Source organism: Blastococcus sp. HT6-30 (assembly GCF_039729015.1).
Classification (GTDB): domain Bacteria; phylum Actinomycetota; class Actinomycetes; order Mycobacteriales; family Geodermatophilaceae; genus Blastococcus.
Map to the genome: position 1 here is coordinate 3,244,756 of NZ_CP155792.1, position 13,004 is coordinate 3,257,759.

16 protein-coding genes are annotated in these 13,004 nt (G+C 74.7%); 5 read left to right on the plus strand and 11 right to left on the minus strand.

All coding sequences use genetic code 11. The features are described 5' to 3' along the window. Position 1 precedes the first annotated feature (1 nt). The gene (locus ABC795_RS15695) at positions 2-1,174 is read left to right on the plus strand and encodes a DUF5667 domain-containing protein (RefSeq protein WP_347058097.1); all 1,173 of its coding nucleotides are present in this window, start codon (positions 2-4) and stop codon (positions 1,172-1,174) included. A gap of 108 nt (positions 1,175-1,282) precedes the next feature. Continuing rightward, complete coding sequence (locus ABC795_RS15700; protein WP_347058098.1) at positions 1,283-2,293, plus strand: HAD-IB family hydrolase; 1,011 nt, start codon at positions 1,283-1,285, stop codon at positions 2,291-2,293. Here the strand turns inward: ABC795_RS15700 and ABC795_RS15705 are convergent. From ABC795_RS15705 to ABC795_RS15730, 6 genes are all read right to left on the minus strand, one after another. After that, positions 2,251-3,162 carry a lysophospholipid acyltransferase family protein gene (locus tag ABC795_RS15705; RefSeq protein ID WP_347058099.1) on the minus strand — a complete coding sequence of 304 codons (912 nt, stop codon included), beginning with the start codon at positions 3,160-3,162 and terminating at the stop codon, positions 2,251-2,253. The genes ABC795_RS15700 and ABC795_RS15705 overlap by 43 nt on opposite strands. Next, on the minus strand, positions 3,155-4,261 hold the full coding sequence (locus tag ABC795_RS15710) for an NAD-dependent epimerase/dehydratase family protein (RefSeq protein WP_347058100.1): 1,107 nt from the start codon (positions 4,259-4,261) through the stop codon (positions 3,155-3,157). Before ABC795_RS15710 ends, ABC795_RS15705 begins: the two co-directional genes overlap by 8 nt. Positions 4,262-4,271: 10 nt before the next feature. Beyond that, on the minus strand, positions 4,272-4,370 hold the full coding sequence (locus tag ABC795_RS15715) for an AURKAIP1/COX24 domain-containing protein (RefSeq protein ID WP_012854759.1): 99 nt from the start codon (positions 4,368-4,370) through the stop codon (positions 4,272-4,274). 234 nt (positions 4,371-4,604) lie between these two features. Next, entirely contained in the window at positions 4,605-4,949 is a 345-nt protein-coding gene (locus ABC795_RS15720; RefSeq protein ID WP_347058101.1) for a helix-turn-helix domain-containing protein, read from the minus strand. A gap of 331 nt (positions 4,950-5,280) precedes the next feature. After that, entirely contained in the window at positions 5,281-6,099 is an 819-nt protein-coding gene (gene proC / locus ABC795_RS15725; protein ID WP_347058102.1) for a pyrroline-5-carboxylate reductase, read from the minus strand. Then, positions 6,096-6,755, minus strand: a complete 660-nt coding sequence (locus ABC795_RS15730; RefSeq protein ID WP_347058103.1) for a hypothetical protein — start codon at positions 6,753-6,755, stop codon at positions 6,096-6,098. The genes proC and ABC795_RS15730 overlap by 4 nt, the downstream gene beginning before the upstream one ends. A 59-nt stretch (positions 6,756-6,814) precedes the next feature. Between ABC795_RS15730 and ABC795_RS15735 the strand changes: the two genes are divergently transcribed. Further along, positions 6,815-7,381 (plus strand): type 1 glutamine amidotransferase domain-containing protein, encoded by a 567-nt coding sequence (locus ABC795_RS15735; RefSeq protein WP_347058104.1) that lies wholly within the window; start codon positions 6,815-6,817, stop codon positions 7,379-7,381. Between the two features lie 14 nt (positions 7,382-7,395). Here the strand turns inward: ABC795_RS15735 and ABC795_RS15740 are convergent, their stop codons facing one another. Both ABC795_RS15740 and ABC795_RS15745 read right to left on the minus strand, forming a co-directional pair. Next, positions 7,396-8,169: a hypothetical protein gene (locus ABC795_RS15740; protein WP_347058105.1), complete on the minus strand. Its 774-nt coding sequence runs from the start codon at positions 8,167-8,169 to the stop codon at positions 7,396-7,398. Continuing rightward, entirely contained in the window at positions 8,169-9,113 is a 945-nt protein-coding gene (locus tag ABC795_RS15745; RefSeq protein WP_347058106.1) for a Ppx/GppA phosphatase family protein, read from the minus strand. The genes ABC795_RS15740 and ABC795_RS15745 overlap by 1 nt, the downstream gene beginning before the upstream one ends. An 89-nt stretch (positions 9,114-9,202) precedes the next feature. On the opposite strand from ABC795_RS15745, the gene ABC795_RS15750 reads away from it, so the two are divergent. Then, entirely contained in the window at positions 9,203-10,021 is an 819-nt protein-coding gene (locus ABC795_RS15750; protein ID WP_347058107.1) for a hypothetical protein, read from the plus strand. On the opposite strand, the gene ABC795_RS15755 is transcribed toward ABC795_RS15750, so the two are convergent. Next, entirely contained in the window at positions 9,914-10,417 is a 504-nt protein-coding gene (locus ABC795_RS15755; protein WP_347058108.1) for a helix-turn-helix domain-containing protein, read from the minus strand. The genes ABC795_RS15750 and ABC795_RS15755 overlap by 108 nt on opposite strands. A gap of 162 nt (positions 10,418-10,579) precedes the next feature. On the opposite strand from ABC795_RS15755, the gene ABC795_RS15760 reads away from it, so the two are divergent. Next, positions 10,580-10,771, plus strand: coding sequence for a DUF3072 domain-containing protein (locus tag ABC795_RS15760; RefSeq protein WP_346620218.1), 192 nt, complete (start codon positions 10,580-10,582; stop codon positions 10,769-10,771). A gap of 177 nt (positions 10,772-10,948) precedes the next feature. Here the strand turns inward: ABC795_RS15760 and ABC795_RS15765 are convergent, their stop codons facing one another. Continuing rightward, positions 10,949-11,635, minus strand: a complete 687-nt coding sequence (locus tag ABC795_RS15765) for a response regulator transcription factor (protein ID WP_347058109.1) — start codon at positions 11,633-11,635, stop codon at positions 10,949-10,951. Next, a complete protein-coding gene (locus tag ABC795_RS15770; protein ID WP_347058110.1) occupies positions 11,632-12,837 on the minus strand; it encodes an ATP-binding protein in 1,206 nt (401 codons plus the stop codon). Before ABC795_RS15770 ends, ABC795_RS15765 begins: the two co-directional genes overlap by 4 nt. Between the last annotated feature and the right edge of the window lie 167 nt (positions 12,838-13,004).

Genomic DNA, 13,004 nt, shown 5'->3' on the forward strand with positions numbered 1-13,004 from the left:
GGTGATCCGGCACGACGACGGCTCGACCCTGACCGGCCCCCCGGCCACCCCCGGTCCCGAGGATGCGCTCGTCGCCCGTCTCGAGTCGCTCGCCGCGCACCTGGACACCGGCCCCGACCCGCAGTACCAGGCGCGGGCACGGGCCCGGCTGGTGGCGATGGCCGCCGTCCGCACTCCCGCGCCGGCTCCGCGCACGCTGCGCGACCGGCTGCTGGCGGCCCGGGCCGTCGACCGGCCGCCGTCCCGCTGGCGCGGGCGGATCACCGCCGGGCTGGCCGGCGCCGCCGTGGGCGTGACCGGGCTGGCGGCGCTCGTCGCGGTCGCGGCCGGAGCCCAGCCGGGCGACCCGCTCTACGACCTCAAGCGCGGCACCGAGCAGACGCAGCTGGCGCTCGCCGGTGACAGCCGCGGCCAGACCCTCCTGGAGCTGGCGAGCACCCGGCTCGGAGAGCTCGGGCTGCTCGTCGGTGAGGACGACGCCGCGCTGGTGGGGCGCACGCTGGCCACGATGGACGGGCACACCACCGAGGGGGCCGCCTGGCTCACCGAGCGTGCGGTCCGGATGCGGGATCCCGAGCCGCTGCAGGCCCTGGCCCGGTGGACGGCGGAGCAGTCCACCGGCCTGAGCGGCCTGCAGGGGAGCGTGCCGGCGGGTGCGGAGCCGGCGTTCGACCGGTCCGCCGACCTGCTCGGCGCGCTCACCGGGCGCGCCGAGGGGCTGCGGACGGCGCTGTCCTGCGCCAGCGGCCCCGCCACGACCGGCGCCGACGCGCTCGGGCCGGTTCCCGGGCTCTGCCTGGCGGACACCCCGCCCGAGGTGGTCGAGGCGCCGCCGGGCACGCCCCGGTCCGACCCGGGCAGGGGGACCGACACCGGGACGGGCACCGGGACGGCCGTCCCGCCGTCCGCGGGCCCTGCCGACCCGGCGACCCCGTCGGGCTCCGGCACCCCGTCTCCAGGAACCCCGGGGGTCCCCGGGCAGGCCGCCGTCCCGACGGAGCTCCCGGTGCCGGCGCAGAACGGGGGCGTGCTGCCGCCGGTGCCGTCCCTGCCGCTGCCCGACGGGTCGGGCGCCGTTCCGAGCGGAACCCCGGATCCCCCCGTCGTCGCCGTTCCGCTGCCGGGACCGGTGCGCATCTGCTTTCCGCCGCTGGCCACGATCGGGGACTGCTGACCAGGATCTGAGCGCGGCCGCCGACCGGGCTAGGGTCGCGACGACGGCGCCGGGGATGCGCGCAACTCGTGCCCGGCGGATCGAGACGGACCACTCAGGGAGGTCGCAGTGCCGCGACTGCCGGTACGCGGACGCCGTGCCGCGCAGCCCACGGAACGGACCGCCGAGGAGACCCGCGCCCACGTCGCCGGCGCGGCATCGGCCGCGGCCGCCGAGGTGGCGGCCCCGTCGGCCGTCGAGCCCGACCTCACCGCGGCCGCGTTCTTCGACGTGGACAACACGATGATGATGGGCGCGTCGCTGTTCTGGTTCGCCCGCGGGCTGGCCGCGCGCAAGTACCTGTCCAGCCGCGACATCGCCCGGTTCGCCTGGCAGCAGGCGAAGTTCCGCATCGCCGGCAACGAGAGCGCCGACGACATGCACACCATCCGCGAGAACGCGCTGGCCTTCGTCGCCGGCCGCGAGGTCTCCGAGATCGCGCAGGCCGGCGAGGAGATCTACGACGAGCTGATGGCCGACCGGATCTGGTCGGGCACCCGTGTCCTCGCCCAGCAGCACCTCGACGCCGGCCAGCGGGTGTGGCTGGTGACCGCCACACCGGTCGAGCTGGCCTCGATCATCGCCCACCGGCTGGGGCTGACCGGCGCCCTCGGCACCGTCTCGGAGATCGTCGACGGCCGCTACACCGGCCGGCTGGTCGGCGAACTCATGCACGGCCCGGCGAAGGCCGAGGCCGTGCGCGCCCTGGCCGAGCGCGAGGGCCTGGACCTCTCCCGGTGCACCGCGTACAGCGACTCGGCCAACGACCTGCCGATGCTGTCCCTGACCGGGACGGCGGTCGCGGTGAACCCCGACACCGAGCTGCGCGCCGTCGCCCGCGCCCGCGGGTGGGCGATCCGCGACTACCGCACCGGGCGCAAGGCCGCGAAGATCGGCGTCCCGACGGTGGCCGCGGCCGCCCTCTCGGGTGGGTTGGTGGGCGGGGCGCTGGCCCTGCGCAGGCGCAACAAGCTGTCCTGGTGGGCCGCTGAGCCGGTCACCCCGGTCGAGGAGCCGCGGCCGGCCTGGCAGGCCCTTCAGGCGCCGAAGACGCTCTTCCGGCGCAGGAGCAGCTGGTAGAGCGAGTGCTGGATGGTCTCCCGCACCTGGTCGGTGAGGTTGAAGACCAACATGGGGTCCTCGGCGGCGGCCGGGCCGTAGGACGCCGTCTCGATCGGCGTCCCGAAGGCGATCAGCCACTTCGACGGGAGCGGCACCAGCCCGAGCGGACCCAGCAGCGGGAACGTCGGGGTGACCGGGAAGTACGGCAGACCCAGCAACCGGGCAGCGGTCTTCGCGTTGCCGATCATCGGGTAGATCTCCTCGGCGCCCACGATGGCGCACGGGACGATCGGCGCCCCGGTACGCAGCGCCGCGGACACGAAGCCACCGCGGCCGAAGCGCTGGAGGGTGTAGCGCTCGCGGAACGGCTTCCCGATGCCCTTGAAGCCCTCGGGGAAGACGCCGACCAGCTCCCCCTCGGTGAGCAGCCGCTCGGCGTCCTCGTTGCAGGCGAGCGTGGCGCCGAGCTTGCGCGCCATGGCCCCCACCATGGGGAGCTCGAAGACGAGGTCGGCTCCGAGCAGGCGGAACCGCCGTGCGGCGGGGTGCTGGTCGTGCAGCGCGACGGTGGTCATCAGCGCGTCGACCGGCAGCGTGCCCGAGTGGTTGGCCACCACCAGCGCGCCGCTGTCGGCCGGCACGTTCTCCAGGCCGAGGGTCTCCACCCGGAACCACTTCTGGAACAGCGGGCGCAGCACCGGCAGCAGCACGTGGTCGGTCAGGTCCGGGTCGAAGCCGAACTCGTCGGTCCGGTAGTCGCCGGTCAGCCGGCGCTCCAGGAAGTCCACCCCGCCGGCGAGCTGCTCCTCCCAGCCCGGCGGCGGCGCAGCCGGGACGTAGGGCTCGTCGTCGTCGCGACGCAGCGGGATCACGCGGGCCTCAGGCATCGCGTACCGCCCGCAGGCCGGGGGGCGGCGGAGCCGGGCGGAACCGCTGCCCGACTGTGTTCGCGGTGTCACCGACCCTCCCCAGCAGCGACCGCAGCCCGCCGGCGACGGAACGGACCGCGCCGGGGTCGACGACCGGGGGCACGGTGCGGGCGTAGTCGGCCAGGGCGGCCTCCGTGGTGTGTCGGGGGGTGTAGCCGAACTCGGTGCGCAGGACGGTGGTGTCCACGACCCGGCCGAAGTTCAGGAACCGCATCTGCTCCGGCGAGTAGTCCACGAACCCGAAGCGGCGCGAGAGCCGGCCGACCGAGCCGAGCGCCGGCGAGGGCAGCGGCACCTCGATGCGGCCGAGCCGGCGGATGGCCTGGGACAGCAGCAGGGTGCCCTGACCGCCCACGTTGACGGTGCCGACGTAGTCACCGGTGCTGGCGCGGGTGAGTACCGCGAGGGCGTCGTCCTCGTGCAGCAGCTGGACGCGGGCGTCGTACCCGAGGGCGGTGGGGACCAGCGGCATCCGCAGGAAGCCGGTGAGCAGCGAGTCGATGCGCGGCCCGATGAAGTTGGTGAAGCGCAGCACGGCGAGGTCCACGTCGGGACGGCGACGGCCGAAGGAACGCACGTAGCCCTCGATGTCCACGCTGTCCTTGGCGAAACCGCCGGAGGGGACCTGCCGCGCCTGCATCGCCTCGGTGAAGACCGCGGGGTCGCGCGAGGAGGCCCCGTACACGGCGCTGGTGGACTTCAGCACGAACCGGCGGACCGACGGCGCCCGCTGGCACGCAGCCAGCAGCTGCATCGTGCCGATGACGTTGAGCTCCTTCATCGGCACCCGCCCGCCGGACCCGGCGGGCGTGGAGCTGATGTTCATGTGCACGACGGTGTCGACCGACGCCGCGGCGATGACCTTGCCGATCAGCGGGTTGCGGATGTCGGCCCGGACGAACTCCGTGCGACCCAGCCGGCGCAGCATGTCCGGTGACGGCGGGACGGTGTCCACGCCGATGACCCGCCTGATCCGCGGATCGGCTGCGAGCTCGGCCGCCAGCGCGCCTCCCAGCCACCGGCTGACACCGGTGACGAGGACGACCGCGGGCGGCACGAGCGTCAGCTCACTTCTTGTTGCGACGCTGAACGCGCGTCTTCTTCAGCAGCTTGCGGTGCTTCTTCTTCGCCATCCGCTTGCGCCGCTTCTTGATGACCGAACCCACGTGGTGCTCCCGACGTCGTGACGAATCAGATCAGCTCGAATGCGACACGGGCCGTGCCCGGTGTCGCTCGGCGACCGAGCGTACCCGAGCCGCCCCGCGGCGATGACACTGTCGCCGTCCGGACGACACCGCGGCCACGTGCCGGCTCCCGTCGGGCGGAGCCGGCACGTCACTCCTCGCGGGAGCCTCCGACCCCACTCGTCGTGACACCGCAGGCGTTGCGGCCTGAATCTCTCAGGCGATGTCGGTGTAGGCGTCGCGCAGGTAGTCCTGCACGGCGCGCTCCGGCACGCGGAACGAGCGGCCGACGCGGACGGCGGAGAGCTCACCGGCGTGGACGAGGCGGTACACGGTCATCTTCGAGACCCGCATCATCGAGGCGACCTCGGCGACGGTCAGGAAGGTGACGGCGGCGCGGGGGGCCGGGACGGCCGGGCGACCGAGCGGCATGGCGGCGGGGTGCTGGGCCGGCACGGGCCGGGCGACCGCCGCGGCGCTCATCGGGCGACCCATCGGGCGGGGGACGGGCATCCCCGGACGGACGACGGTGGCGGCAGCGTGGCGCTGGGGCATGGTCATGTCTTCGTCTCCGGAACCTAGCTCGTGTCGTGGCGCCGGCTTCCCCACCGGCAACTGAACACGCACGCGCTGGTACTGAGAGTAAGGGGACTGGCGTGACTGAAGCGATGGGTGAAACGAACAGGCGGACCGGTCCGTACTAGGCAGAACTACACCTATGCAACACGGTGCACACGCGTTCCGGCGCGTTTCGCGACACGGTGAGGCTCTGACGACGCTGCGTCGCACCACGGCGCCGGTACGTGCATTACCGTGTCCGACCGCTCGCGTCGGGTGCCCGTCGACCTGTCGACACGGGAAGGCGCCGGCAGCGCGTCCTGCCCTGTCGACGTCAGGACTTGTCGACGCCCAGCTCGAGGGAGCGGGTGTGCGCGGCCTCGATCGCGGCCATGAGCGCCGCCCGGACGCCGTGCTTCTCCAGCTCCCGGATCGCGGCGATGGTCGTGCCGCCCGGGCTGGAGACCGCCTCGCGCAGCTGGACGGGGTGCTCTCCCGAGTCGCGCATCATCACCGCCGCGCCGAGCGCGGTCTGCACGATCAGGTCGGCGGCCAGCGTCCGCGGCAGCCCCAGCAGGATGCCCGCGTCCACCATCGCCTCGACGAGGTAGAAGAAGTAGGCCGGTCCGCTGCCCGACAGCGCCGTGACGGCGTCCTGCTGCGACTCCGGCACCCGCCGCACCTGCCCGACGGCGGCCAGCAGCGCCTCCGCCTCGTCCAGGTGCTCCTCCCCGGCGTGGGCGCCGGCAGAGAGCACGCTCATGCCCTCGTCCACCAGCGCCGGCGTGTTCGGCATGACGCGCACCACCGGGACGCCGGCCGGCAGGGCCGCCTCGATCCGCTTCGTCGGCACCCCGGCGGCTACCGAGACCACCAGGTGCCCGTCGTCGACGTGCCCGGACACCAACCCGAGCAGCGTGTCGATGTCCTGCGGCTTCACCGCCAGGAGCAGGACCCGGGCCCGGGCGGCGGCGTCGGCGAGCTCCACCGCGGGGACGCCGTAGCGCGCGGTCAGCTCGGCGGCGCGCTCGGCACTGCGCTCGACGACCAGGATCCCGTCGGGCCCACCGCGCCGGACCAGGCCGGACAGCAGCGCCTCGCCGATCTTCCCGCCCCCGATGACGGCCAGCCCGCGCCGGCCCGTGGCGGTCACGCCCGGCCCCCGGCGACGGGCAGCAGCACGCGGACGGTGTGGCCCGCGGCCAGCAGGCGGGACTGGTCGTCGGTGGGTTCTCCCCAGGGCATGACGTGCTCCCAGCTGTCGGGCGAGCGGCCGTTCCAGGCGGCGCGCTCACCGGTGATGGCGATCAGTCGTGGATCGGTGGTCGCGACGGCCGGCTCGCCGTCCCCGGCCATCAGGATGTTCACGCAGCGGACGAACGAGAGCTCCGCACCTGCCCCCCGGCCGGCGACCAGCCGCACCCGGCCTCCGGCCAGCGCGCGGCACCGGTCCTCCGCCCACGGCTCGCCCGCCGGGACCACCACCCGGGCCCCGGGCAGCGCCCGCGCCACCGGGTCGACCTCGGCCGGCGGGCCGGTCAGGGCGACGGCGAGACCGCGGGCGGTCAGCTCCCCGGCCGCCCGGGTCCGCGCGGCGACCGTCACCTCACAGGCGGCGGCGAGCCCAGCGTCGACCACCCGCACGGCGAGCCCTGCGGTTCCGGCGTCGGACGCCGCTGCGGCGAGGTCCAGGGCGACCAGCCGGCCGGCGGCGACCAGCTCACCGGCGGCGTGGACGGCGTCCTCCTGGGCGAGCGCCGGGTGCGCGCGCGGGCCGGGCAGCCGGCGGAAGCGTGGACGGACGGACACGCCCGAAACCGTAGTGCTCCGGCGTGTGCTCGGTCGGGGGGCCGGGTAGCGGCGGCTGCATGGCAGGAGAACTGGACGGGATGAGGGTGGCCGTGCTGGCCACCGACGGCGTGGAGCAGGTCGAGCTGGACCAGCCCTGGCAGGCCCTCGAGGAGGCCGGTGCGGAGCCGGAGCTGGTCTCGTTCGCCACCGGCACGATCACCGCCTACCAGCACATCGACAAGGGCGAGCGCCGCACCGTCGACACCGATCTGGGCTCGGCGGACCCCGACGACTACGCGGCGCTGGTGCTGCCCGGAGGCGTCATCAACGGCGACTTCCTGCGCGCCGACGCCGACGCCGTCACCTTCGTGAAGGCGTTCTTCGATGCCGGCAAGCCGGTCGCGGCCATCTGCCACGCGCCGTGGGTGCTGATCGAGGCCGGCGTCGTCCGCGGCCGACGCATGACCTCGTGGCCCTCGCTGCAGACCGACCTGCGCAATGCCGGCGCGACGTGGGTCGACGAGGAGGTCGTCGTCGACGGGAACCTGGTCACCAGCCGCAAGCCCGACGACCTCGACGCCTTCGGCGCCGCGATCGTGGAGGAGTTCGCCGTCTCCCGCGAGGAGGAGCCGGCCGACGCCTGACCGCCCCTCGGCGGTCAGGAGGTCGCGAGGAGGGTGGCCGCCGGGGCGATGGTCAGCAGGGTGCCCGCGAACACCAGGACGGCGAGCATCCAGGATCCCACGGGTTCGGTGCCCTGCCGCCGGCGCCACAGGTTGACCCCGCCCACCAAGCCGGTGACGGCGAGGGGGGCCAGGAAGACCGCCAGGTGCGGGACCATCTCCCAGAGGACTGTGGCGGCGAAGTAGATCCCCACCCCGGCCGCCAGGGCGATGACCAGCTCGCCGGCGAAGCGCAGCCAGGCCAGCGCGCTCTCCCGCGGCGTCGCGTCGAGGCTCCCGTCGTCGACCTCACCGGCGCGCACCACCGGGATCGGGCCGGTGGAGGCGACCCCGCCGGGGGCGGGCGCGGTCCGGGCCGCGGTACGCGTGGCCCGGCGGTGCCCGCCGGCCGCCTCGGCCGACCGGCGCAGCGAGGGCACCGGCGCCGACGGCTGGGGGACGCCGGGCTTGCGGTCGGGGCGCAGCCCGGGGATCGCGGCGGTCGCGGGGTCGGGCGCGCGCTCCGGGGCGCGGCTCCCGCGCGCCGGGGCCGCCGCCGGATCGGAGGACTGCAGGTCGCTGCGGCGCCGGCCGTAGCCGGCCCGGACGGCCGCCGCCGGGTCGTCGGCGCGCCGCTGGCGGATGCCGGTGTCGTCGTCGTCGACACGGCGCCGGCGGGCGGTGCGGGCGGCGGACTCGATGCCGGCCTCGCGGAGTATCTCGGCGAGCGAGCGCCCTCCCGTGTCCGGGTTCCAGTCCGGTTCGGCCATCACACCCCTCCCAACGAGTCCAGCCTGCGCAGGATGACTCCCTCGCGCAGCGCCCACGGACAGATCCGCACGCACCGTACGTCGAGCGCACGTAGAGTCGCGGCAGCGACAACCGCCCCAGCGGGAACCTGGTGCGCGCGGTCGGGCGAGACCCCCCGGAGCTCGGCCAGCGCCGAGCTCTCGATCCGCGAGACGAAGCCGACCAGCTGCTCCAGCCCGTCGGCGGTGAGCTCCCGCGGGACCTGCAGCCCCGCCGAGTACGGGGCGGCCCCCGTCAGGCGGGCGAGGGTGCGGAAGGTCTTGCTGGTGGCTGCCACGAGGTCCGGCGTCCCGGCGCCGCGCAGCTTCTTCGCGGCCGGCTCGATCAGCCCCCTCGCGTAGGTGTTCAGGTCGTCCAGCGCCGCCAGGTCCGGCCGCCCGCCCCGCTGGGCCTCGGGCAGGAACCGCCGGGACATGCGACCGGCACCGAGCGGCAGGGACAGGGCGACGTCCGGCTCCTCGTCGACACCGCTGGCCAGCTCGAGCGATCCGCCGCCGATGTCGAGAACGAGCAGCCGTCCCGCACTCCAGCCGAACCACCGGCGGACGGCGAGGAAGGTCAGCCGGGCCTCGTCCTCACCGCTCAGGACCTGCAGCTCGACGCCGGTCCGCTCGCGGATGCGGTGGAGCACCTCGACGCCGTTGGCCGCATCCCGGATGGCCGATGTGACCATCGCGAGCAGCTCCTCGCAGCCCTGCTTCTCGGCCTGGTCGCAGGCGGCCTGCACCGCGCGCAGGAGCGCCTTCTCCCCCGCCTTGGACAGCAGGCCGTCATCCCCGATCTGCTCGGCGAGCCGCAGCAGCCAGCGGTCGTCGTGCATCGGCGTGGGGTGCGCCCCGCGATGGGCATCCACCACCAGCAGGTGCACCGTGTTCGATCCGACGTCCAGCACACCGAGCCGCATGGGCCGATTCTGCCGGACGGCCGCCTGGAAGGTTCCACCGCGAGCTTGCGAGCGGAGGGGGCAGGCAGTCCTTTCACTAGACTGGCCCGGTGCCCGACGTCGCCCCCGAGGAGGTCGGACCGGACTTCCCCCGGGAGTGGGTGGAGTTCCCCGACCCCGAGGATCCCGAGCACCTCGTCCGCGCCGACCTCACCTGGCTGACGTCGGCCTGGACGTGCGTCTTCGGCCGGGGCTGCGCCGGCGTCGTGGCGGGCCGGCCCGACGACGGGTGCTGCAGCCACGGCGCGTTCTTCACCGACGAGGACGACCTGCTCCGGGTGACCGCGGCGGTCGCGGACCTGACCGACGAGGACTGGCAGCTCGCCCCGGCCGGCCGCGGCGCGTGGACCGAGGAGGACGACGCCGACGACGGCGACGGCGCCGAGCCCGTGCGGTCGCTGCGCACCCGCGTCATCGACGGCGCCTGCGTGTTCCTCAACCGGCCCGGTTTCGCCGGCGGCAGCGGCTGCGCCCTGCACCGCATGGCGGTGCGCACCGGGCTGCACCCGCTCACGACCAAGCCCGACGTCTGCTGGCAGCTGCCGGTGCGCCGGGAACAGGAGCACGTCGACCGCCCCGACGGGACCCGGGTGCTGGTCTCGACCATCGGGGAGTTCGACCGCCGCGGCTGGGGCCCGGGCGGGCACGACCTGCACTGGTGGTGCACCGGTTCACCGACGGCGCACGTCTCCCCCGAGCCGCTGGTGCTCACCTACGCCGCGGAGCTGACCGCGCTGCTCGGCGCCCCGGCGTACGAGGAACTACGCCGGCTGACCGAGGCCCGCCTCGACCAGGGCCTGATCGCGCCGCACCCCGCCAGCCCGCGGCCGGTGCCCGTCGAGCTGCACCGGCGTCGTCCCGGCAGCTGAGGCCGCGGCCGACCGGAAGGTCTGCCGGTAGGCCCGCGGGGAGACGCCGCGCCGGCGGGTGAACTGCTCGCGCAGCCCGGCCGCGGTGCCGAACCCGACCAGCCGGGCGATCTCCTCGATCGAGGCGTCGCTGTTCTCCAGCAGCTCCTCGGCCGCCGCGAGGCGCTGACCCAGCAGCCAGGCGTGCGGCGTGGTGCCCGTGGTCGCCTTGAACCGGCGGGCGAAGCTCCGGGAGCTCATCAGGGCGCGACGAGCGAGATCGTCCACGCTGATCTCCTCGGCCAGGTGCGCCGCGGCCCAGTCCAGGACCGCCCCCAGGAGGTCGTCGCGGCAGGTGGGCACGGGCGCGTCGATGAACTGCGCCTGACCGCCGTCGCGGTGCGACGGGACGACCATCTCCCGGGCGAGGGCGTTCGCCGCGGCCGCGCGTGGGCTGCCCCGCCTGCGGGGCGGTCCACGTCTACCGCACCGGACGCCGCTGGGAGGCGATCCGGGCCGCCATGGCGGCGGCCGCTCCTCAGCAGGCGAGAGAGCTCGCCCGCGCCTAGCATCGAACACATGAGCGAAGCGAACTCCGCCGACCAGACCACCGAGAAGGACCCCGACACCTGGGTCACCGGCGACGAGCCGGCCACGGGAGCGCAGAAGAGCTACCTGGAGACCCTGGCCCGGGGCACCGACGAGGAGGTCCCCGAGGACCTGTCGAAGGCCGACGCGTCGAAGAAGATCGACGAGCTGAAGAACGACTGAAGAAGCAGAAGGCCCTCGGCGACGGGCCCGTTCCCCCGGGCCCGTCCCGGATCCGACCCCGAGCGTGCCGGGGGGTGGGGATGACGGGGTCCTCCTTCGAGGCCTCGCCCATGGCCCGACTCCGCGCCCCGGCCCGCTCCCCGCTCGTTCCTCGTTGCGATGCTCCCGAGGCTGTCGTCAGGCCTCGAGCTTGTAGCCCAGGCCCCGCACCGTGAGCAGGTACTTCGGGTTCGCGGGGTCGGGCTCGAGCTTGGCCCGCAGCCGCTTCACGTGGACGTCGAGGGTCTTGGTGTCGCCGACGTAGTCCGAGCCCCAGACGCGGTCGATCAGCTGCGCACGCGTGAGCACCCGCCCGGCGTTGCGCAGCAGGAACTCGAGCAGGTCGAACTCCTTGAGGGGCAGCGCCACCTGCTCGCCGTCCACGGCGACCACGTGCCGCTCGACGTCCATCCGGACCGGGCCTGCGGCCAGCACGCCCTCCACCGGAGCCGCGTCGGCCACCTCCCCGCGGCGGCGCAGCACCGCGCGGATGCGGGCGACGAGCTCGCGCGCCGAGTACGGCTTGGTGACGTAGTCGTCGGCCCCCAGCTCCAGGCCGACGACCTTGTCGATCTCGGCGTCCTTGGCGGTGAGCATGATGATCGGCACGTTGCCGCGGGCCCGCAGCGCCCGGCACACCTCGGTGCCCGGCAGGCCGGGGAGCATCAGGTCGAGGAGCACGATGTCGGCCCCGCCGCGGTCGTACTCGGCCAGGGCGTCGGGCCCGGTGGCGGCCACGACGGTCTCGTACCCCTCCCGGCGGAGCATGTAGGACAACGCGTCGGAGAAGGACTCCTCGTCCTCGACGACCAGGACACGGCTCATGAACGCTCGGTCTCCAGACTCTGGGGGGCGGGAACGGCGGACGGCTCCGCCGCCGGGTGGTCGGCCGGGCCGGCGAGCGGGATCCGCAGGGTGAAGGTCGAGCCCAGCCCCTCCTCGCTCCAGACGGTCACCGAACCACCGTGGTTGCTCGCGACGTGCTTGACGATGGCCAGTCCCAGCCCGGTTCCCCCGGTGCTGCTGGCCCGGGACTGGTCCACCCGGTAGAAGCGTTCGAACACCCGGTGCCGGTCCGCGCGCGGGATGCCGATGCCGCTGTCGGTGACGGCGATCTCCGCGAAGCCCGACCGGGCCCGGGCGGCGACGGCGACCCGGCTGCTGCCCGTGCTGTAGGCGACCGCGTTGGCGAGCAGGTTCGTCACCGCGGTCACCAGCTGGCTCTCCACGCCGCGCACGACGAGATCGGGCTGGCCACCGAGCACGATCTCCAGCTGCTTGGCGCGGGCCGCCGTCCGGGTGCGGTCCACCGCCTCGGAGAGCACCCGGTCCACCTCCACCGGCACCAGCTCGGGCAGCGGCTCACCGCCCTGGAGCCGGGACAGGTCGATCAGCTCGCGCACCAGCCGGCCGAGCCGGTCGGCCTCGTGGGCGATGCGCGCGGCGAACCGCTGCACCGCCTCGGGATCGTCGGCCGCGCCCTCGATCGCCTCGGCCAGCAGCGCCAGGGCGCCGACCGGCGTCTTGAGCTCGTGGCCCACGTTGGCGACGAAGTCGCGGCGGACCGCCTCCACCCGCCGCGCCTCGGTGACGTCCTGGAGGACCAGCGCCACCGGGCCGGGCGGGGCCACGGCGCCGCTGTCCAGGCGGACCCCGTGCACCCCGACCAGGCGCGGACCGGCGCCGACCAGGTCACCGGGTAACCGGACGTCGGCGCGCCGGGTACCCCCGCTGCGCACCGTGCGGGCCAGCGCGAGCAGGTCCGGGACGAGCAGCCGGGTGCCGCGGACGACGCCCAGGGCCCGGGCGGCGGGGTTGGCCAGCAGAACGGCGTCGTCGATGCCGACGACCACGACCGCGGGATCCATCAGGTCCACCAGGCGCCGCGCCAGCGCAGCCTCGGGCGGCGGCACGGCCGCGCCGTCGAGGGCGCGTCGACCCAGATCCGGACGGGAACGGATGATGACTGTGGCGGCCACCACCCCACCCAGGAGGAGGCCGACCACCAGGGCGACCAGTGGGCTCACGGCCCAGATGGTAGGTGGGCCGACGCCGGTGAACAGCCATCGGCAACAGGTTCACCGCGCCGACGGGTCACTGTTCACCGCGCGGGGGGCAGACGTTCACCCCGCGGCGACCGGACCGGCCCTCGCTCCGCCTACTGTCGGTGGGGGATCACGATGAGAGGACGACC